Raw genomic sequence first — 18,647 nt, 5'->3', positions numbered from 1 at the left:
TGGCGGAGCCCCCGGCTCGGGCCGAAGGCCCGGATGCCACAGACTTTAGGATAGGCACACCTTATTTAGGGGAGCCTGACAAAAGCAACCTCCGCGACCGACCTGTGTCCACCCCCACCTGTCCACCCCCACCTGCGTCAATTCCTCCCCGACAGCTGGGCCTGGGCGCCGGGAACCGGCTCGGCCGGGTCGTGTCCCAGGTGGACCTGGCGGTTGCCGGCGTCGACGTGCACCACCCGCGGCCGGTGCGCCGCGCGCTCGGCCTCGTCGACCTGGGCGTAGGTGATGATGATGACCAGGTCACCGGGGTGCACCAGGTGCGCGGCCGCGCCGTTGATCCCGATCACGCCGGAGCCGGGCTCGCCGGTGATCGCGTACGTCTCCAGGCGGGCGCCGTTGGTGATGTCGACGATCTGCACCTGCTCGCCCTCGACGATGTCCGCGGCGGCCATCAGGTCGGCGTCGATGGTCAGGGAGCCGACGTAGTGCAGGTCGGCCTGGGTCACCGTGGCGCGGTGGATCTTGGCGTTCATCAGGGTGCGCTGCATCAGTTTCCTCGTGTCTCGGTCATCAGGGCGGCCAGGCCGGCCACGGTGGGGGTACGGAAGAACTCGGCGATCGGGAGCTCGGTCCCGGTCCGCTCGGTGATCCGGTTGCGCAGGACCACGAGCAGCATCGAATGACCGCCGAGGGTGAACAGGTCGTCGTCGGCGCCCACGGCGTCGACGTCCAGCACCTCGGCGAACACGTCGCAGAGGGTCTTCTCCAGCGGCGTCCCGGGCGCCCGGCCGCGAGCCTCGAGGTCGGGCACGGGCAGGGCCGCCTTGTCGAGCTTCCCGTTGGGCGTCACGGGGAACGCCTCCAGCGGGACGATCGCCGCGGGCACCATGTACTCCGGCAGGGAGCGGGCCACGAACTCCCGCAGCCGCGCGGGATCCGCGGACGCCGGCGTCGTGTACGCGACCAGCCGCTTGTCCCCCGGCCGGTCCTCGCGAACGATCACGAGTGCCTGCGCGACGTCGTCGTGCCGCGTCAACGCCGTCTCGATCTCACCCGGCTCGATCCGGAAGCCGCGGACCTTCACCTGGTCGTCGGTGCGGCCGAGGTACTCGAGCTGCCCGTCCGGCCGCCAGCGCACCAGGTCGCCGGTGCGGTACATCCGCTCCCCCGGCGGCCCGAACGGATCCGCGACGAACCGGTCGGCGGTCAGCGCCGGACGCTCGTGGTACCCGCGGGCCAGTCCGGCGCCGGCCAGGTACAGCTCGCCGGGCACGCCGGCCGGCACCGGGGTGAGGCCGCCGTCGAGGACGTACGCCCGGGCGTTGTGCACCGGACGGCCGACCACCGGACGTTCGCTGTCCGCGACCCGGCCGACCAGAGCGTCCACTGTGGCCTCCGTGGGGCCGTACAGGTTGTACGCCTCGGTCCCCGGGAACGCTCGCAGCTCTTCCCACAGCGACTGGGAAACCGCCTCGCCGCCGACGCCGACGACGCCCAGGGCGCACGAGCCGTCCTCGACCACGCCGGCCGCGGCCAGCTGCGCGAAGTGCGACGGCGTCAGCTCGAGGAAGTCGAGCCCGCGCTCGCGAACCACCGCGGCGAGCCGGTCCGGGTCGCGGCGGGTCTCGTCGTCGACGACGTGGACCTCGTGGCCGTCCAGCATCCACAGCTGCGGCTGCCAGGACGCGTCGAAGAAGAACGCCCACGCGTGCCCGACCCGCAGCGCCCGTCCGGCCGCCGCGGCGACGGCCGGGCGGTAGAGCGTCTCGCGGTGGCTGTGGAACAGGTTCACCAGCCCCGCATGCGGGATGACGACACCCTTGGGCTTGCCCGTGGAGCCGGAGGTGTAGAGCACGTACGCCGGGTTGGCGGGCGACGGCGGGATCAGCACTACGGAACTGTCCACAGTGTCCTCAAGCAGGTCCTCGACGAACAGCACCCGACCCTCGGGAACACGGTCCCCCAGCGAACGGCTGGTCAGGACCAGCGACGCGCCGGAATCGGCGAGGATCGCCGCGATCCGGTCGGCCGGCTGGTCCGGATCCACCGGCAGATAGGCCGCACCCGACTTGAACACGCCGAAGATCGCCTCGACGACCGCCGCCGACCGCGGCAGCACCAGCGCCACCACGCGCTCGGGCCCGGCACCGTGCGACACCAGCCACCGAGCGAGCCGGTCGGTCCGCGCGGCGAATTCGCGGAAGCTGACGCTCTCGTGCGCGTCGCTCAGCGCGGTCGCCTCCGGCGTCGCGGCCACCTGCGCGGCCAGCCGGTCGACGACCGTCGGCGCCGCCGTGGACACCGGCGCGCCGGTACCCCACTCGCCCAGGATCCGCTGCCGCTCGGCGGGGTCCAGGACGTCGATCCGGCTCAGCGGCCGGTCCGGGTCGGCGACGACAACACTCATCAGCCGCACCAGGCGCTCGGTGAGCGTCCGAGCGGTCGGCTCGTCGAACAGGTCGAGGCTGAACTCGAGGTCGCCCTCGATGCCGTCAGGCGTTTCGACCAGGTCGAACGACAGGTCGAACTTCGCTTGCCGCAGCCCGGTGTCCCGATAGGACGCGTCGAGACCGAGCAGCTTCTCCGGCTCGGAACCCGAGTGGTAGACCGCGAGCATGACCTGGAACAGCGGGTGCCGGGCCAGCGACCGGGCTGGGTTGAGCACCTCGACGAGGTGCTCGAACGGCAGGTCCTGGTGGGCGTACGCGGCCAGGTCGGCCTCGCGGACCCGCGCCAGCAGCTCCCGGAACGTCGGGTCGCCGCCGGTGTCCGTGCGCAGGACGAGCGTGTTGACGAAGAACCCGGCCAGGTCCTCCAGTGCGTGGTCCAGCCGGCCGGCCACCGGGGTGCCGAGCGGGATGTCGGTGCCCGCGCCGAGGCGGGTCAGCAACGCGGCGAGGGTCGCCTGCAGCACCATGAACGTGCTGGTGTCACTGCCGTGGGCGAGGTCGCGCAGGCCGCGGTGGACCTCGCCGGGCACGGTGAACGGCACCGCCGCGCCGCGGTTGGTCGAGCGCGCGGGGCGCGGCCGGTCGGCCGGGAGTGCCAGCTCGTCCGGGATCCCGGCCAGGGTGTCGCGCCAGAACGCGGCCTGACGGCCGAGGAGGCTGTCCGGGTCGTCCGAGCGGCCGAACATCTCCCGCTGCCAGAGCGTGTAGTCCGCGTACTGCACCGGTAGCGGCGTCCATTGTGGACGTTCACCCCGCAGGCGCGCGGCGTACGCGGTGTCGAGGTCCCGCTTCAACGGCGGCAGCGACCAGCCGTCACCGGCGACGTGGTGCACCAGCAGCACGAACACGTGCCGTTCGGGTCCGGCCGACACGAGGGTGGCCCGGACCGGGATCTCGGCGTCGAGGGGGAAGCAGTACGACGCCGCGGCGGTGACGCGCTCGTCGAGGTCGCCTGCCGTTTCCGTGGTCAGCACCGGCCGGGCGCGGGCGTCACTCGTCTCCAGGACGATCTGGCTGGGCGTGCCGTGATCTTCGACCAGGATCGTGCGGAGGATCTCGTGGCGGGCCACGACGTCGCCGAGCGCTGCACGCAGCGCGTCGACGTCGACCGGTCCGGTCAGCTCCCACGCCCACGGGATGTTGTAGGTCGCGCTCAACCCGTCGAGGCGGTCGAGGAACCACAGCCGCTGCTGGGCGAACGACAGCGGCAGCACCTCGGGACGGTCCGCCGGGACCAGCGCGGGACGGCTCTGCCGGCCGGGGTCGAGCAGCCGAGCCAGGCGGGCCGGGGTCGGGGCGTCGAACACCGTGCGAATCGGGACCTCGACGCCCAGCAGCGCGCGGATGCGGCTGACCAGCCGGGTCGCCAGCAGCGAATGCCCGCCGAGAGCGAAGAACCCGTCATCCGGGCCGACCTGTTCGACGCCGAGGACATCCGCGAAGAGGTCGCACAGGGCTTGTTCGGCCGGGGTCCGCGCGATCCGCCCCGAGGTCCGGACCCCGGGGCCGGGCAGCGCGGCCCGGTCGAGCTTGCCGTTGGCGTTCACCGGCAACTCGGGCAGCACGACGATCGCCGACGGCACCATGTACTCCGGCAGCCGCGAGGTCAGCGACGCGCGCAGCGCGGCCGGGTCACCGGCCGGTGCGACATAGGCGACCAAGCGGTTGTCGCGGGCGATCACGACCGCGCGGGCCACCGACGGATCGGCCGTCAGCACGGCCTCGACCTCACCCGGCTCCACCCGGAACCCGCGGATCTTGATCTGCTGGTCCGCGCGGCCGAGGAACTCCAGCGCGCCGTCCGGACGCCGCCGGACGAGGTCGCCGGTGCGGTACATCCGCTCCCCCGGCGCGCCGAACGGATCCGCCAGGAACCGCTCGGCGGTCAGGGCCGGACGGCCGAGGTAACCGCGGGCGAGCCCGGCCCCGGCCAGGTACAGCTCGCCTCGTACGCCCGGCGGCACCGGCCGCAACGCCGCGTCGAGGACGTGGGCGCGGGTGTTCGCGACGGGCCGGCCGATCGCGACGGGCCCGCAGACCTGCGCCAGGCTGTCGCCCGCGACTTCCGAGCAGCCGTACAGGTTCACCAGTTTCGCCGACGGCCACCGCCGCGCCACCTTCTCGGCGAGGGCCGCGGAAAGCGGCTCACCACTGGTGATCCACGTGGTCACCGAGTCGACGGCAGTGTCTTCCACGAAGGTGTCGAGCAGGCTGGGCACGACGGTCAGCACCTGGGCGCCGCTGCTGCGCACCAATTCCGCGAGGGCGTGCGGGTCGGTGGCCGTGGCGTCGTCGGCGAGGACCACCGGGTCGCCCGCGACGAGGCCGCCGAGCAGCTCGGTCGAGCCGTCGATGAACGTCAGCGCGCTCTTCGCCACGCGCACGCCTCGAGCGAGGTCACGGCCCCAGTGCAGGCGGTTGGCCAGTGCGAGCTGGGTACCCGCGACGGCCTTCGGGCGTCCGGTCGAGCCGGACGTGAAGATCACGTACGCCGGGTTGTCCGGGCTGATCGACGGCCACTCGGCCGGGTCCTCCGCGGTCTCCTCCGGTCGCACCAGGCGATCGCCGAAACCGTCATGGGCGACGACCAGGTGCGGTGCGGCGTCGGCGAGCATCAGCTCGACGCGCTCGGCCGGGTGGTTCAGGTCCAGGGGCAGGTACGCGGCGCCCGTCTTGAGCACCGCCAGGAGCGCGGTCACCAGCTCGACCGATCGCGGCAGCGCGACGGCGACGACCTTCTCCGGGCCCGCGCCCCGGGCGAGGAGCGCGCGAGCCAATGCCGTCGCCCGGGTGTCCAGCTCGGCGTACGTCAGGCGCTCGTCGCCGAACACCAGCGCGGTCGCGTCCGGGGTCCGGGCCACCCGGACGGCGAACAGCTCGGCGACCGTCTCCGCGGGCAGCGGTGTCGCGGGATCGGCGGCGAGCTGGTCGTGCTCGGCGTCGGTGAGCAGGTCGATCGCGCCGATGCGGGTGTCCGGGCCGGCGACGGCCGCGCGCAGCAACGTTTGAAGGCGCCAGAGGATCGTCTCGACGCTCGCGCGGTCGAAGACGTCGCTGTTGTACTCGGCCGTGCCGCGAATCCCGGTCTGGTTGCCGGGTCGCTCGCCGACGAAGAACACCAGGTCGGCGCGGGCGGTGCCGGTCCGGACCGGTTCCTCTTCAACGGTCAGGCCCGGCAGCCCCAGGTCGGCGACAGCGTTGTTCTGCCAGGCGAGCATCGTCTGGAACAACGGCGCGTACGCCAGCGACCGAGTCGGATTCAGCGCCTCGACCAGGCGCTCGAACGGGACGTCCTGGTGGGCGTAGGCGTCGAGGCTGCGGTCGCGCACCCGGGCGACCAGGTCGCGGAACGTCGGGTCGCCGTCGGTGCCGACCCGCAGGACCAGGGTGTTGACGAAGAACCCGACGAGGTCGTCGAGGGCCTGGTCGGTGCGGCCGGCGATGGACGTGCCGATCAGGACGTCGGTGCCCGCGCCGAGCCGGGTCAGGACGGCGGTGAGGCCGGCGTGCACGACCATGAACACGCTGGCGCCACACGAACGAGCGAGCTCGACCAGTCCACTGTGGAGGTCGGCGTCCCAGCCGAACGAGAACTGTTCACCCTGGTACGACGCTTCCGCCGGGTGCGGCCGGTCGGTCGGCAGCTCGATCCGCTCCGGCAGGTCCGCGAGGGCCTCGCGCCAGTAGGCCAGCTGCGGTTCGATCACCTGCTCGCCGAGGACGTCGCGCTGCCAGAGCGTGTAGTCCGCGTACTGCACCGGCAGCGGTGTCCACTCGGGACGCTCGCCACTGCGGCGGGCGGTGTAGGCCGTCGCGAGATCACGCCACAGCGGCGCGGTCGACCAGCCGTCCGAAGCGATGTGGTGGAACACCAGCACCAGGACGTGCTCGCGGGCATCCAGTCGCAGCAGTTCCGCGCGCAGCGGGACTTCCGACTCCAGCTCGAACACCGTGCGGGCCACTTCGGACACAGCGTCGGCGAGCGTGGTTTCGGTGACCTCGCGGCTGTGCAGCGGGATCGTGACGTCGTCGAGAACCTGCTGCCGGGCCTCGCCGTCGACCTCCGGGAACACCGTCCGCAGGGCTTCGTGCCGTTCGACCACATCGGACAGGGCAGCTTTCAACGCCGAGACGTCGAGGTCGCCGGTGAGCCGGACCGCGGTCGGCATGTTGTACGTCGCCGACGGGCCTTCCAGCCGGTGCAGGAACCACAACCGCTGCTGGGCGAACGACAACGGCAGCGCGTCCGGCCGCGGGTAGGCGCGCACCAGCGCGGGCCGGGCGACCGACGAGTCCATGGTGGACAGCAGCGCGGCGAGCCCGGCCACGGTCGGCGTCTCGAACACCGACCGCACCTGCAGTTCGACGCCGAACACCGCGCGCACCCGGGCGACCAGACGGGTGGCCATCAGGGAGTGCCCGCCGAGGGCGAAGAAGTCGTCGTCGACGCCGATCGAGGCCGCGTCCAGAACCTCGGCGAACAGGCCACTCAGGACCTCCTCGACCGGGGTCCGCGGGGCGCGTCCGGCGGTGGTCTCCTGCTTGTCCGGGCCCGGGAGGGCGCGGCGGTCGAGCTTGCCGGAGGCGAGCAGCGGCAGCCGGTCGAGCACGACGAACGCCGACGGCACCATGTACTGCGGAAGCCGGTCGCGGACGTGCCCCCGCAGGGACGTCACCAGCGCACTCGTGTCGCGTTGCCCGGCCGGGTGGTTCCCCAGCGTGCCCAGGGCGGCCCGCACCGGACGGGCGCGGTGGATCCGCACCGGGTCGCCGGTGGTGAACACGACCTCCAGCGCGCCTTCCTGCGCCGTGACGGTCGGGTACACCCGGTAGCCCAGGCGCGCGCCCAGTTCCTGCAGCGTCTCGGGGTCCACACCGGACGGCTTACCGTCCAAAGCGGACAAGGCGGCGTCCGCGTCCCCCGAGGCCAAAGCGGCGACGGCGGCCAGCTCACCGGACAGCCGGGCGTTCGGCACCCCGGTGACGCGCAGCCGCTCGGGGTGCTCGGTCAGCAGCCGCTCCAGCTCGGCCACGGACTCGAACGTGACGACGTCCTCGTCGACCGGAGCCGGTTTCGGGGCCTTCCGCAGGACGACGTCGTAGCGGTGCCGGGTCAGCTCGTTGTGCGCGTGGCCGCGCTTGAACCACAGGTCGACGTCGTCGAAGCCGTCCAGGTCGCGGGCCACCGCGGTGAAGAAGTCCGGGTCGAGGACGAGTTCGCCGTCACGGGCGATCGCCTGGTCGACCGCATCGGTGGTCCGACGGCCGTGCCGCAGCTCGGTCGCCGTGCGGAACGCCCGCAGGGACCGCAGGTTCCGGATGTCGCCCAGGAAGAGCACGCCGCCGGGCCGGACCCGCGCGGCGGCGGTCCGGATGACCTCGGCGAGGTAGTCGACGCTCGGGAAGTACTGCGCGACCGAGTTGACGATCACCGTGTCGAACGGCTCGTCCGGCAGCTCGCCCAGGTCGTGCGCCGGCCGGGCCGCGACGTGCACCTTCCCGGCGAGGTCCGGGCGTCCGGCCAGCTCGCGGCGCAGGTTGGCGATCGCCTTCTCGGACAGGTCGACGCCCCAGTACGCCTCGGCGTCCGGCGCGATCCGCGACAGGATCAAGCCGGACCCGACGCCGATCTCGAGCACGCGCTGGGGCCGTAGCGCCTGGATGCGCTCAATCGTCGCCGCGTGCCACTCGCGCATCTCGCCGAGGGGGATCTCCGAGCCGTCGTAGCTGGAGTTCCAGCCGGTGAAGTTCTCCTCGAACCCGCCCGAGGCCGCGTCGTCGAAGACGTTCTCGTGCAGCTCCCGCCACTCGCCGACGTGGTCGAGCTCGGCCTCTTCGTCACGGCTCGCGGCCGGGACGGCGTAGGCGACGAGACGTCCGTCCTGCGCCAGCACGACCGACTGGGCGACGGCCGGGTGCCCGGTGATGACGGCTTCGATCTCACCCGGTTCGATGCGGTAGCCGCGGATCTTCACCTGGTCGTCGGCGCGGCCCAGGAAGACCAGGCGGCCGTCCGGCAGCCATTTGACCAGGTCACCGGTCCGGTAGAGCCGGCCACCGGAACCGAACGGGTCGGCCACGAACCGCTCGGCCGTCAGCCCGGCCCGGCCCAGGTAGCCGCGGGCCAGGCCGGAGCCGGCGAGGTACAGCTCCCCCACCACGCCGGGCGGGACCGGCCGCAGCCCGGCGTCGAGCACGTACGCGCGGGTGCCCGGGTCGGGGACGCCGATGGGCACGACCGTCGCGTCGGCGAGTTCGATCGGGTCGCTTTCGCCGAGGGTCGAGTTGGTGGTCGCCTCGGTCGGGCCGTAGGCGTTGAACATCCGCCGTCCGGGCGCCCACCGCCGGACCAGCTCCGGCGACACGCGCTCGGTGCCCGCGAGCAGGACGCTGTCGCGCGGCAGGTCACAGTCCGCCGGCATCGCGTCGAGCAACGCGGGCGGGAGGATCATGAAGTCCGCGCCGTGCTCGTGGGCGTACTCGGTCAGGGCGGGCCCGGCGACCCGGCGTTCGGCCGGGACCACGATCAGCCGGCCGCCGGAGAGCAGGCCGAGGCAGAGGTCCCAGAACGCGACGTCGAAACTCGGCGACGCGAACTGCAGCACCCGGCTGTGCGGCCCGATCCCGAACCGCTCGACCTGCGTCGCGACGAGCTTCGCGACGCCGGAGTGCTGCAGCACCACACCCTTGGGACGCCCGGACGAGCCGGACGTGTAGATCACGTACGCCGCGTTCTCCGGCTTGACCGGCACGGCCGGGTCCACAGTGGACATCGTGGGCAAGTCGTCCAGAAGCACGCGCGGGACGTCCGCGGGCAGCTTGCCGTCGATCTCGCGGGTGGTGACCACGCACACCGGCGCGGCGTCGGAGACCATGAAGGCGATCCGGTCGCCCGGGTAGTCGACGTCGATCGGCAGGTAGGCGGCACCCGCCTTGAGCACGGCCAGCTCCGCGACGATCATCTCGACCGACCGCGGCACGGCCAGCGCGACGACCTTCTCCAGCCCGGCCCCGCGCTCGATCAGCAGGTGCGCGAGCTGGTTGGCCCGCGCGTCGAGTTCGGCGTAGGTCAGCTCGACGTCCTCGAACACGAGCGCCACGGCGTCCGGGGCCTCGGCGACCCGGCGCGCGAAGAGACCGGGGAACGTCTCGGTGCCTGCCGGTTCGAGGCTGCCCGCCCAGCGGGTCAGCACGAGGTCGCGCTCGTCGCCGGCGAGGAGGTCCAGGGCACCGACCGCGCGGTCCGGCTCGGCCAGCGCCGCGCGCAGCAGGACCTCGAGGCGGCGCAGGATCGCGTTGGCACCCGGGTGGTCGAAGACGTCCGCGTTGAACTCCAGGACACCCGCGATCCCGGCTTCCCGCTCGGTCAGCGAAATCGAGAGGTCGAACTTGGACGTCCCGGTGGTCACCGGGATCTCGGTGACGGTCAGCCCGGGCAGCGTGACCTCGGCGCGGGTGTTGTTCTGCCCGGCGATCATCACCTGGAACAGCGGGTGGTACGACAGCGACCGGGCCGGGTTGAGCACCTCGACCAGGCGCTCGAACGGGACGTCCTGGTGCGCGTACGCGTCGAGGTTGCGCTCGCGGACCCGGCCGACGAGGTCGCGGAACGTCGGCTCGCCCGCGGTGTCGACGCGCAGGACCAGGGTGTTGACGAAGAACCCGACGAGGTCGTCGAGGGCCTGGTCGGTGCGGCCGGCGATGGGTGAGCCGATCGGGACGTCCGGGCCCGCGCCCAGCCGCGTCAGCAGCGCGGCGAGGGCCGCGTGGACGACCATGAACACGCTGGCCCCGCACTCGCGGGCCAGCGTGGACAGTCCGGTGTGGAGGTCGGCGTCCCAGGTGAACGTGTGCAGCTCGCCGCGGAACGTCGCCTTCGCCGGGTGCGGCCGGTCGAGGGGCAGGGCGATCCGGTCGGGCAGGCCGTCGAGGGTGTCGCGCCAGTAGTCCAGCTGGGCGGTGAGCACGCTGTCCGGGTCGTCCTCGCGGCCGAGCAGATCCTGGTGCCACAGCGTGTAGTCCGCGTACTGCACCGGCAGCGGCGTCCACTGGGGACGCTCGCCGGAGCGGCGGGCGGCGTAGGCCGTGGCGATGTCACGCCACAGCGGCGCCATGGACCAGCCGTCGGAGGCGATGTGGTGGAACACGAGCACGAGGACGTGCTCGCCGTCGGCCAGGCGCAGCAGTTCCACGCGCATCGGTGCGTGCTGTTCGAGGTCGAAGGAGCCCCGGACCAGACCGGTCAGGGCCCTGTCGAGGTCGGTGACCTCGCGAACCGGCAGATCGACCTCGGTGGCCGGGAGGATGTCCTGATATGGCACGCCGTCGTGCTGCGGGAACCGGGTCCGCAACGCTTCGTGACGCTCGACCACATCGGACAGTGCCGCGCGCAGAGCGTCGACGTCCAGATCGCCGTCGAGGCGCATGATCAGCGGCACGTTGTAGGTGGCCGACGGACCTTCGAGGTGATGCAGGAACCACAGCCGCTGCTGGGCGCCCGACAGTGGCACGAGCGCGGGCCGTTCCACCGGGGCCAGCGGCGGGCGGGCGGGGCCGCTGCCGGCGGAGATCAGCTCGGCCAGGCCCGCGGCGGTCGGCGTCTCGAACACCGACCGGACTTCCAGTTCGGCGTCCAGGGTCGTGCGGATGCGGGCGATGAGCCGCGTGGCCAGCAGCGAGTGCCCGCCGAGGGCGAAGAAGCTGTCGTCCGGGCCGACGCGCGGCAGGCCGAGGACGTCGGCGAACTGCTCGCAGAGCTGCCGTTCGACCGGGGTACGAGGCTCGCGGCCGGACGTCGGCGCGACGAGGTCCGGTGAGGGCAGGGCACGGCGGTCGAGCTTGCCGTTGGCCGTCACCGGCAACGCGTCGAGGACCACAATCGCCGACGGGACCATGTGCTCGGGCAGGCTTTCGGCGGCCAGCGCGCGCAGGTCGGCGGACAGGGTGCTGATCCGGCGGAAGCGGCCGGGGTTGCCGGTGTAGGACAGCAGCGGCCCGTCTCCCGGCCGGAACGCACCCGCCACCGAGCCGGTCGTGAACAGGACGTCGACCGAGCCGTCACCGTCGGGCGACCAGGTGACGGCTGTGGTGTATCCGCGAGCGTCACCCAGGTCGTACCAGTCCTGCGGGTTGACGCCGTCGGTGATGCGGCCGTTCGGCACACCGTTGATCCGGACACCACCGTCGAGTACGACTTCGTCCACCGAGGACACGTCCGTACCCCACGTCAAGGTCTCGACCGCCGGTGCCTCGACGGGTGACGTGTGCAGGACGACGTCGTAGCGGAACTGGGTCAGTTCGTTGATCCCACGGCCGCGCTTGACCCGGATGTCCGCGGTGACGCCCTTCAGCCCGGCGAAGAACTCCGGCGCGACGAGAAGTTCCTTCTCCCGCAACAGCCCCTGCTCGACGTCTCCCCCGCGCTGCCGCGCGACCTCGGTGTGGAACGCCCGCACCTGGCGCAGGTCGCGGACGTCGCCGACGAACACGGTCCCGCCCGGAGCCAGCAAGCCGATCGCCCTGTCCAAGACGTCCAAGAGGTACGTACCGCTCGGGAAGTACTGGACGACCGAGTTCAGGACGATCGTGTCGAAGTACCCGGCCGGCAGCCCGGAGACGTCGGCGGCGTCGCCGGTCCGCAGTTCGACGCGGTCCGCGAGCGTCGGGTCGGCGGCGACCCGGCGGCCGAGCGACGCGATGACCTCGGCGGAGAAGTCCGTGCCCCAGTAGGTCTCGCAGTGCGGGGCCAGCTCGGTCAGCAGCAGGCCGGTGCCGACGCCGAGTTCCAGCACGCGCCGTGGCCGCGTCTCCCGGATGCGCGTGACGATGGCGTCGCGCCACTCCCGCATCTCGTCCCGGGGAATCGGCTCGCCGGTGGAGCTGGAGTTCCAGCCCTCGAAGTCGTCGGTGGCGCCGGAGTACATCGACTCGTACAGCTCGCGCCACTCGCCGACCTGCTCGGTCTCGTCCGTGCCCGACGCGGGCGTCTCGGCGGGCACGACGTAGCCGACCAGGCGGACGTCACCCGGCCGGTCCTCCCGGGCGACGACGACCGCGTGCGCAACGTCGTCGTGCGCGGCCAGGGTCGCGGCGATCTCACCCGGCTCGACGCGGAAGCCGCGGATCTTGATCTGCTCGTCGCCGCGGCCGAGGAATTCCAGGACGCCGTCGGTGCGGAACCGCGCGACGTCGCCGGTGCGGTACATCCGCTCCCCTGGCTCGAACGGCGAGGCGACGAACCGTTCCGCGGTCAACCCGGGTCGGCCCAGGTAGCCGCGGGCGAGCTGGACTCCGGCGAGGTACAGCTCACCCGGCGTACCGGGCGGCACCGGCCCCAGCCCGGCGTCGAGCACGTACGTCCGGGTGTTCCACACCGGACGTCCGATCGGGACGGTCGTCTCGTCGGCCGAGGTGCGCCAGGACGTGACGTCGACCGAGGCTTCGGTGGGGCCGTAGAGGTTGTGCAGCTCGGCGTCCAGGACCTGACCGAACCGCGCGACGGCCTCGGGCGGCAGCGCCTCGCCGCTGCAGAGCACCCGGCGCAGGCTCGTGCACTCCCCCGCGGCCGGTTCCTGCAGGAAGACCTGGAGCATCGACGGGACGAAGTGGACGGTCGTCACGTCGTGCTCGCGGATCAGCCGCGCGAGGTAGGCCGGGTCCTTGTGGCCGTCGGGCCGGGCCACGACCTCCGTGGCGCCGGTCAGCAGCGGCCAGAGGAACTCCCAGACCGAGACGTCGAAGCTCGACGGCGTCTTCTGCAGCACTCGATCGTCGCTGGTCAGGCCGTATTCGTCCTGCATCCACAGCAGGCGGTTGACGATGCCCGCGTGCGGCACGACAACACCCTTGGGCCGGCCCGTGGAACCCGACGTGTAGATGACGTAGGCCGGGTTCTCGGGGCGCAGGACGACGTCCGGCGCCTTGGCCGGGAACACGGCCGCCGTCGCGGGCTCGTCCAGCAGCAGCGCGCCGGGGAGAGCGGTTTCCGTCGTGGCCAGCACCAGCGCCGGCTGGGCGTCTTCGAGCATGAAGGCGATCCGGTCGGCCGGGTAGCCCGGGTCGAGCGGCAGGTAGGCCGCCCCTGCCTTGAGCACGGCGAGGATGGCGGTGACCAGGTGCGTCGAGCGCGGCAGCGCGAGAGCGACCACCTTCTCGGGCCCCGCGCCACGCGCGACGAGGGCCTGGGCGAGGCGGTTCGACGCGGCGTCCAGCTCGGCGTAGGTGAGCCGTTCGTCCTCGAAGACCAGCGCCGGGTGGTCCGGTGTCCGCGCGACCTGCGCGGCGAACAGCTCGGGCACGGTGATCGCCGGAACGTCCTCGACCGCACCCGACCAGACGGCTTCGAGGCCATCACGCTCGGCCGGGGTGAGAACGTCCAGGGAGCCGAGCCGGCGGTCCGGAGCCGAAACCACCTGGTGCAGCAGGACTTCCAGGCGAGCCAGAATGGCGTCCACAGTGGATCGGTCGAAAACCTCGGCGTTGAACTCGGCCTGGCCGCTGATGCCGTCGGCGTGCTCGGTGAGGGAGAACCAGAGATCGAACTTGGCCGTGCCGGTGCCGACCGGCTGCTCGGTGACGGTCAGGCCGGGCAGCTCGACGCCGGAGCCGGGGGTGTTCTGCCACGCGAGCATCGTCTGGAACAGCGGGTGGTGCGCCAGCGACCGCGCCGGGTTCAGCGCCTCGACGAGCCGGTCGAACGGGACGTCCTGGTGGGCGTACGCGTCGAGGCTGCGCTCCCGGACCCGCGCGACGAGGTCGCGGAACGTCGGGTCGCCGTCGGTGTCGACGCGCAGGACCAGGGTGTTGACGAAGAACCCGACGAGGTCGTCCAGGCCCGGGTCGGTGCGCCCGGCGATCGGGGTGCCGATCGGGATGTCGGTGCCGCCGCCGAGCCGGGACAGCAGCGCGGTCAGTCCGGCGTGGACGACCATGAACGGGCTGGCGCCGTACGCTCGCGCGAGGTCCGCGAGTCCGGTTTGGAGGGTGGCGTCCCAGGCAAAGGTGAAGAACTCACCGCGGTAGGCGGACACGGCCGGGTGCGGCCGGTCGAGCGGGAGCGTGATCCGTTCGGGCAGGTCTGCGAGCGTCGAACGCCAGTAGTCGAGCTGGGCCGTCTCCTCGGTGGCGAGGAGTTCGCGTTGCCAGAGGGTGTAGTCGGCGTACTGGACCGGCAACGGCGTCCACTGTGGAGTCTCGCCCTGCCGGCGGGCGCCGTAGGCCGTGGCGATGTCCCGCCAGAGTGGTGACAGCGACCAGCCGTCGGCGGCGATGTGGTGCACGACCAGGACCAGGACGTGCCGGCGCGAGTCGATCGTCAGCAGCTCGGCGCGGACGGGCACGCCGGCGCCGAGGTCAAAGACCGCGCGCACGAGAGCGTCCACGGCGGAGTCCACTTCGGACTCGGTGATCGTACGGACGGTCAGGTCGACGTCTCCGGCGGGCAGCACTCGCTGGTAGGCCACGCCGTCCGCGACCGGGAAGACCGTGCGCAGGGCCTCGTGGCGACCGAGGACGTCGTGCAACGCGGCCCGCAGCGCCTCGACGTCCAGCTCGCCGGACAGCCGCATGACGAGCGGGACGTTGTAGGTCGCCGACCCGCCTTCGAGGCCGTGCAGGAACCACAGCCGCTGCTGCGCGAACGACAGCGGCAGCCGCTCCGGCCGTTCCTCGACGCGTTCCAGGGGATGCCGTTGCGTGCCCGGCACCGCGCCGGACAGCAGCTCCGCGAGGGCGGCGACCGTCGGCGCGTCGAAGACCGCGCGCACCGGGAGGTCGGCCGCGACGGCCGCGCGGATGCGCTGGATCAGCCGCGTCGCCATGAGGGAGTGCCCGCCGAGGCCGAAGAAGTCGTCATCCGGGCCGACCCGCGGCACGCCGAGGACGTCCGCGAAGAGCTCGCACAGCAGCTGCTCGACGGGGTTGCGGGGCGCGCGGCCCGGCCCGGCGGTGAACCGCTCCGGCGCCGGGAGCGCCCTGCGGTCGAGCTTGCCCGAAGCCAGCACCGGCAGCTTGTCGAGCACGACGAACGCCGTGGGCACCATGTACTGCGGCAGCCGGTCGCGCACGTGCGAGCGCAGGGAGGCGACCAGCGTGCCGGTCTCCCGCCGCGCGGCCGGGTTGTTGGCGTACGACGCCGGGGTGCCCGTGCTGCGCACCGGACGGTAGGCCGCGTCCGGTGACGAAAGACCGAAGACGGCTTCCAGCTCACCGGCTGCGGCGGGCGTGACGGCGACCCGGTACCCGGCCCGCTCGGCCAGCCGGTGCAGGTCTTCCGGGTCGACGCCGTCACGGCGTGCCAGAGAAGCCAACGCAGCCGCCGGGTCGCCTTCGTCGAGCGCACGAACGGCGGCCAGCTCACCGGACAGCCGCGCATCCGGGATACCGGTGACACGCAGCCGCGACGGCGTCTCGGCGGTCAGGAACCCTTCCACCGCGACGAGATCGCCGAACGCGATGACCTGCTCTTCGGCCGGCGACGGCCGCGGCGCCTTGCGCAGGACGACGTCGTAGCGGTGCCGCGTCAGCTCGTTGTGCGCGTCACCCCGCTTGACCCACAGGTCGACGTCCTCGAACCCGTCGAGCGTGCGGGCCAGCGCCGGGAAGAAGTCGGGATCGAGCACGAGTTCGCCTTCACGGGCGATCGCCTGATCCACGGCGGCGACGTCACCGCGGCCGTGCCGCAGCTCGACGGCCGTGCGGAACGCCCGCAGGGAGCGGAGATTGCGGATGTCGCCGAGGAAGATCGTGCCGCCCGGGGCGAGGAGTCCGGCAGCGGTCCGGACGACTTCGGCGAGGTAGTCCGCGCTCGGGAAGTACTGGGCGACCGAGTTGACGATCACCGTGTCGAACGGCTCGGCCGGCAGCTCGCCGAGGTCGTGCGCGGGCCGCGCGGCGAGGTGGACCTTGCCCGCCAGCTCCGGCATCGCGGCGACCTCGCGCCGGACGTTCTCGACCGCGCTCTCGGAAAGGTCGACTCCCCAGTAGGTTTCGGCGTCCGGAGCGATCCGGGAGAGGATGAGCCCGCTGCCGACGCCGATCTCCAGAACCCGCTTCGGCCGCCGCGCGCGGATGCGTTCGATGGTCGCCGCGTGCCACTCCCGCATCTCGTCGAGGGGGAGGTCCGAGCCGTCGTAGCTGGAGTTCCAGCCGGCGAAGTTCTCCTCGATGCCCCTCGAATCGGCGAGCATCTCCTCGTGGACGTCGCGCCACTCGGCGACGTGCCCCCGCTCGGACGCACGGTCCGGGACCGGCACGGCGTAGGCGACAAGCTGGCCGTCCTGCGCGACGACGACCGACTGGCCGACGCGCGGGTGCTCGGCCAGCACGGACTCGATCTCGCCGAGTTCGATGCGGTAGCCGCGGATCTTGACCTGGTCGTCGGCCCGGCCCAGGAACACCAGACGGCCGTCCGGCAGCCATTTCACCAGGTCGCCGGTGCGGTAGAGCCGGCCACCAGAGCCGAACGGGTCGGCCACGAACCGCTCCGACGTCAGGGCGGCCCGCCCGAGGTAACCCCGCGCGAGGCCGGAGCCGGCGAGGTACAGCTCCCCCACCACGCCGACCGGGACCGGCGCGAGGAACGCGTCGAGCACGTACGCGCGGGTGCCGGGGTCCGGGACGCCGATCGGCACGGCCGAACCCGGCGCGATCTCCGGGTCGCAGAGCCCGAGCGTCGAGTTGGTCGTGGCCTCGGTCGGCCCGTAGGCGTTGAACATCCGGCGGCCCGGCGCCCACCGCCGGACCAATTCGGGCGACACGCGTTCGGTGCCGGCGAGCAGGACGCTGTCGCGCGGCAGGTCGCAGTCTTCGGGGAACTCGGCGAGCAACGCGGGGGGCAGGATCATGAAGTCGACGCCGTGCGCGTTCGCGTAGCCGGCCAGCTCCGGGCCGGGAACGCGCCGCTCGGCCGGGACCACCACGAGGCGGCCGCCGGAGAGCAGGCCGAGACAGAGGTCCCAGAAGGCCACGTCGAAACTCGGCGACGCGAACTGCAGCACCCGGCTCTGCGGGCCGATGCCGAACCGCTGCGACTGCGTCGCGACCAGCTTCGCGACACCCGCGTGGGACACGACGACGCCCTTGGGGCGCCCGGTGGAGCCGGAGGTGTAGATGACGTAGGCCGCGTTGGCCGGGACGATCGCCGCGCCCGGGTCCGTCGCCGGCGCGTCGTCCAGGGAGATCTCGTCGAGCAGCAGGACGTCGCCGTCGAACCGGCCGGCCAGGTCGCTCGTGGTCACGACGCACACCGGACCGGCGTCGGCGACCATGAACGTGATCCGCTCGGCCGGGTAGTCCTGGTCGAGCGGCAGGTACGCGGCGCCGGCCTTGAGCACGGCCAGCTCCGCCACGATCATCTCGACCGACCGCGGTACGGCCAGCGCGACCACCCGCTCGGGCCCGGCCCCACGGCCGATCAGGACGTGCGCGAGCCGGTTCGCCCGCGCGTCGAGTTCGGCGTAGGTGACCTCGACGTCCTCGAAGACCAGCGCGACCGAGCCGGGTGCCTCGCGGACACGGGCGGCGAACAGCTCCGGCACCGTCGACAGCGGCGTGTCGAGGTCGGTGTCGTTCCACTCTTCGAGCATCCGGCGCAGTTCCGGCTCCGGCATCAGGTCCAGCCGCGCGACCGGCCACTGTGGACGTTCCAGGGCGGCGGCCAGGACGTGTTCGAGGTGACCGAGCATGCGGTCCACCGTGGACTCGTCGAGGACGTCGGCGCGGTAGTGCACACCGCCGGTGGTCAGGTTCAGGTCCAGCGGCTGGTCCGTCTCGGCGCCGAAGCCGACGTTGACGAGCACCGATCCCCCACGCCCGGACTCGGGCTGCAGCTCGGCGACGAGGTCACCGAACGGAACCTGGTGCGCCAACGCCGCTTCCCGCGCCGCGCGCACGCGCTCGACCACCTCGGCGAACCCGGGCGAACCCCCCAGGTCGACCCGCACCGGCACCAGCGCGCCGATACCGACGACCACGTCCGAGGTGCCCGCGTACCGGGACAGCAGCACCGTGAACGCCGCGAGCAACGTCAGCTCGTCGACCGCCGGGGACGACCAGGCCAGCCGAGCCGGAACGGGCACGGCCGGGTACGGGCGGTCGACCGGCAGCGGCAGTTCCTTCGGCGCCGACGCGAGGCGATCACGCCAGAAACCGAGGTCTGCGACCTGCTGCACAGCGTCACCGTTGCTCACCGGTAGACCA

The 18,647-nt window shown here is 72.5% G+C and carries 2 protein-coding genes; both read right to left on the bottom strand.

Translation table 11 applies throughout. From position 1 onward, the window contains the following. Window positions 1–137: 137 nt before the first annotated feature. The gene (panD, locus tag ACGFMK_RS32765; protein WP_392771491.1) at window positions 138–548 is read right to left on the bottom strand and encodes an aspartate 1-decarboxylase; all 411 of its coding nucleotides are present in this window, start codon (window positions 546–548) and stop codon (window positions 138–140) included. Continuing rightward, window positions 548–18,637, bottom strand: coding sequence for an amino acid adenylation domain-containing protein (locus ACGFMK_RS32760; protein ID WP_392771488.1), 18,090 nt, complete (start codon window positions 18,635–18,637; stop codon window positions 548–550). Before ACGFMK_RS32760 ends, panD begins: the two co-directional genes overlap by 1 nt. Window positions 18,638–18,647 lie beyond the last annotated feature (10 nt).

The sequence above is a fragment of the Amycolatopsis sp. NPDC049252 genome, from assembly GCF_043197175.1.
Lineage (GTDB): Bacteria > Actinomycetota > Actinomycetes > Mycobacteriales > Pseudonocardiaceae > Amycolatopsis.
Note: the sequence above shows the minus strand (reverse complement) of the source record. Positions and strands in the feature narration are given on the sequence as shown.

What these genes read in the sequence shown, in the direction of transcription:
- panD (WP_392771491.1), bottom strand. Translation starts at nt 548, where the DNA reads ATGCAGCGCACCCTGATGAACGCCAAGATCCACCGCGCCACGGTGACC.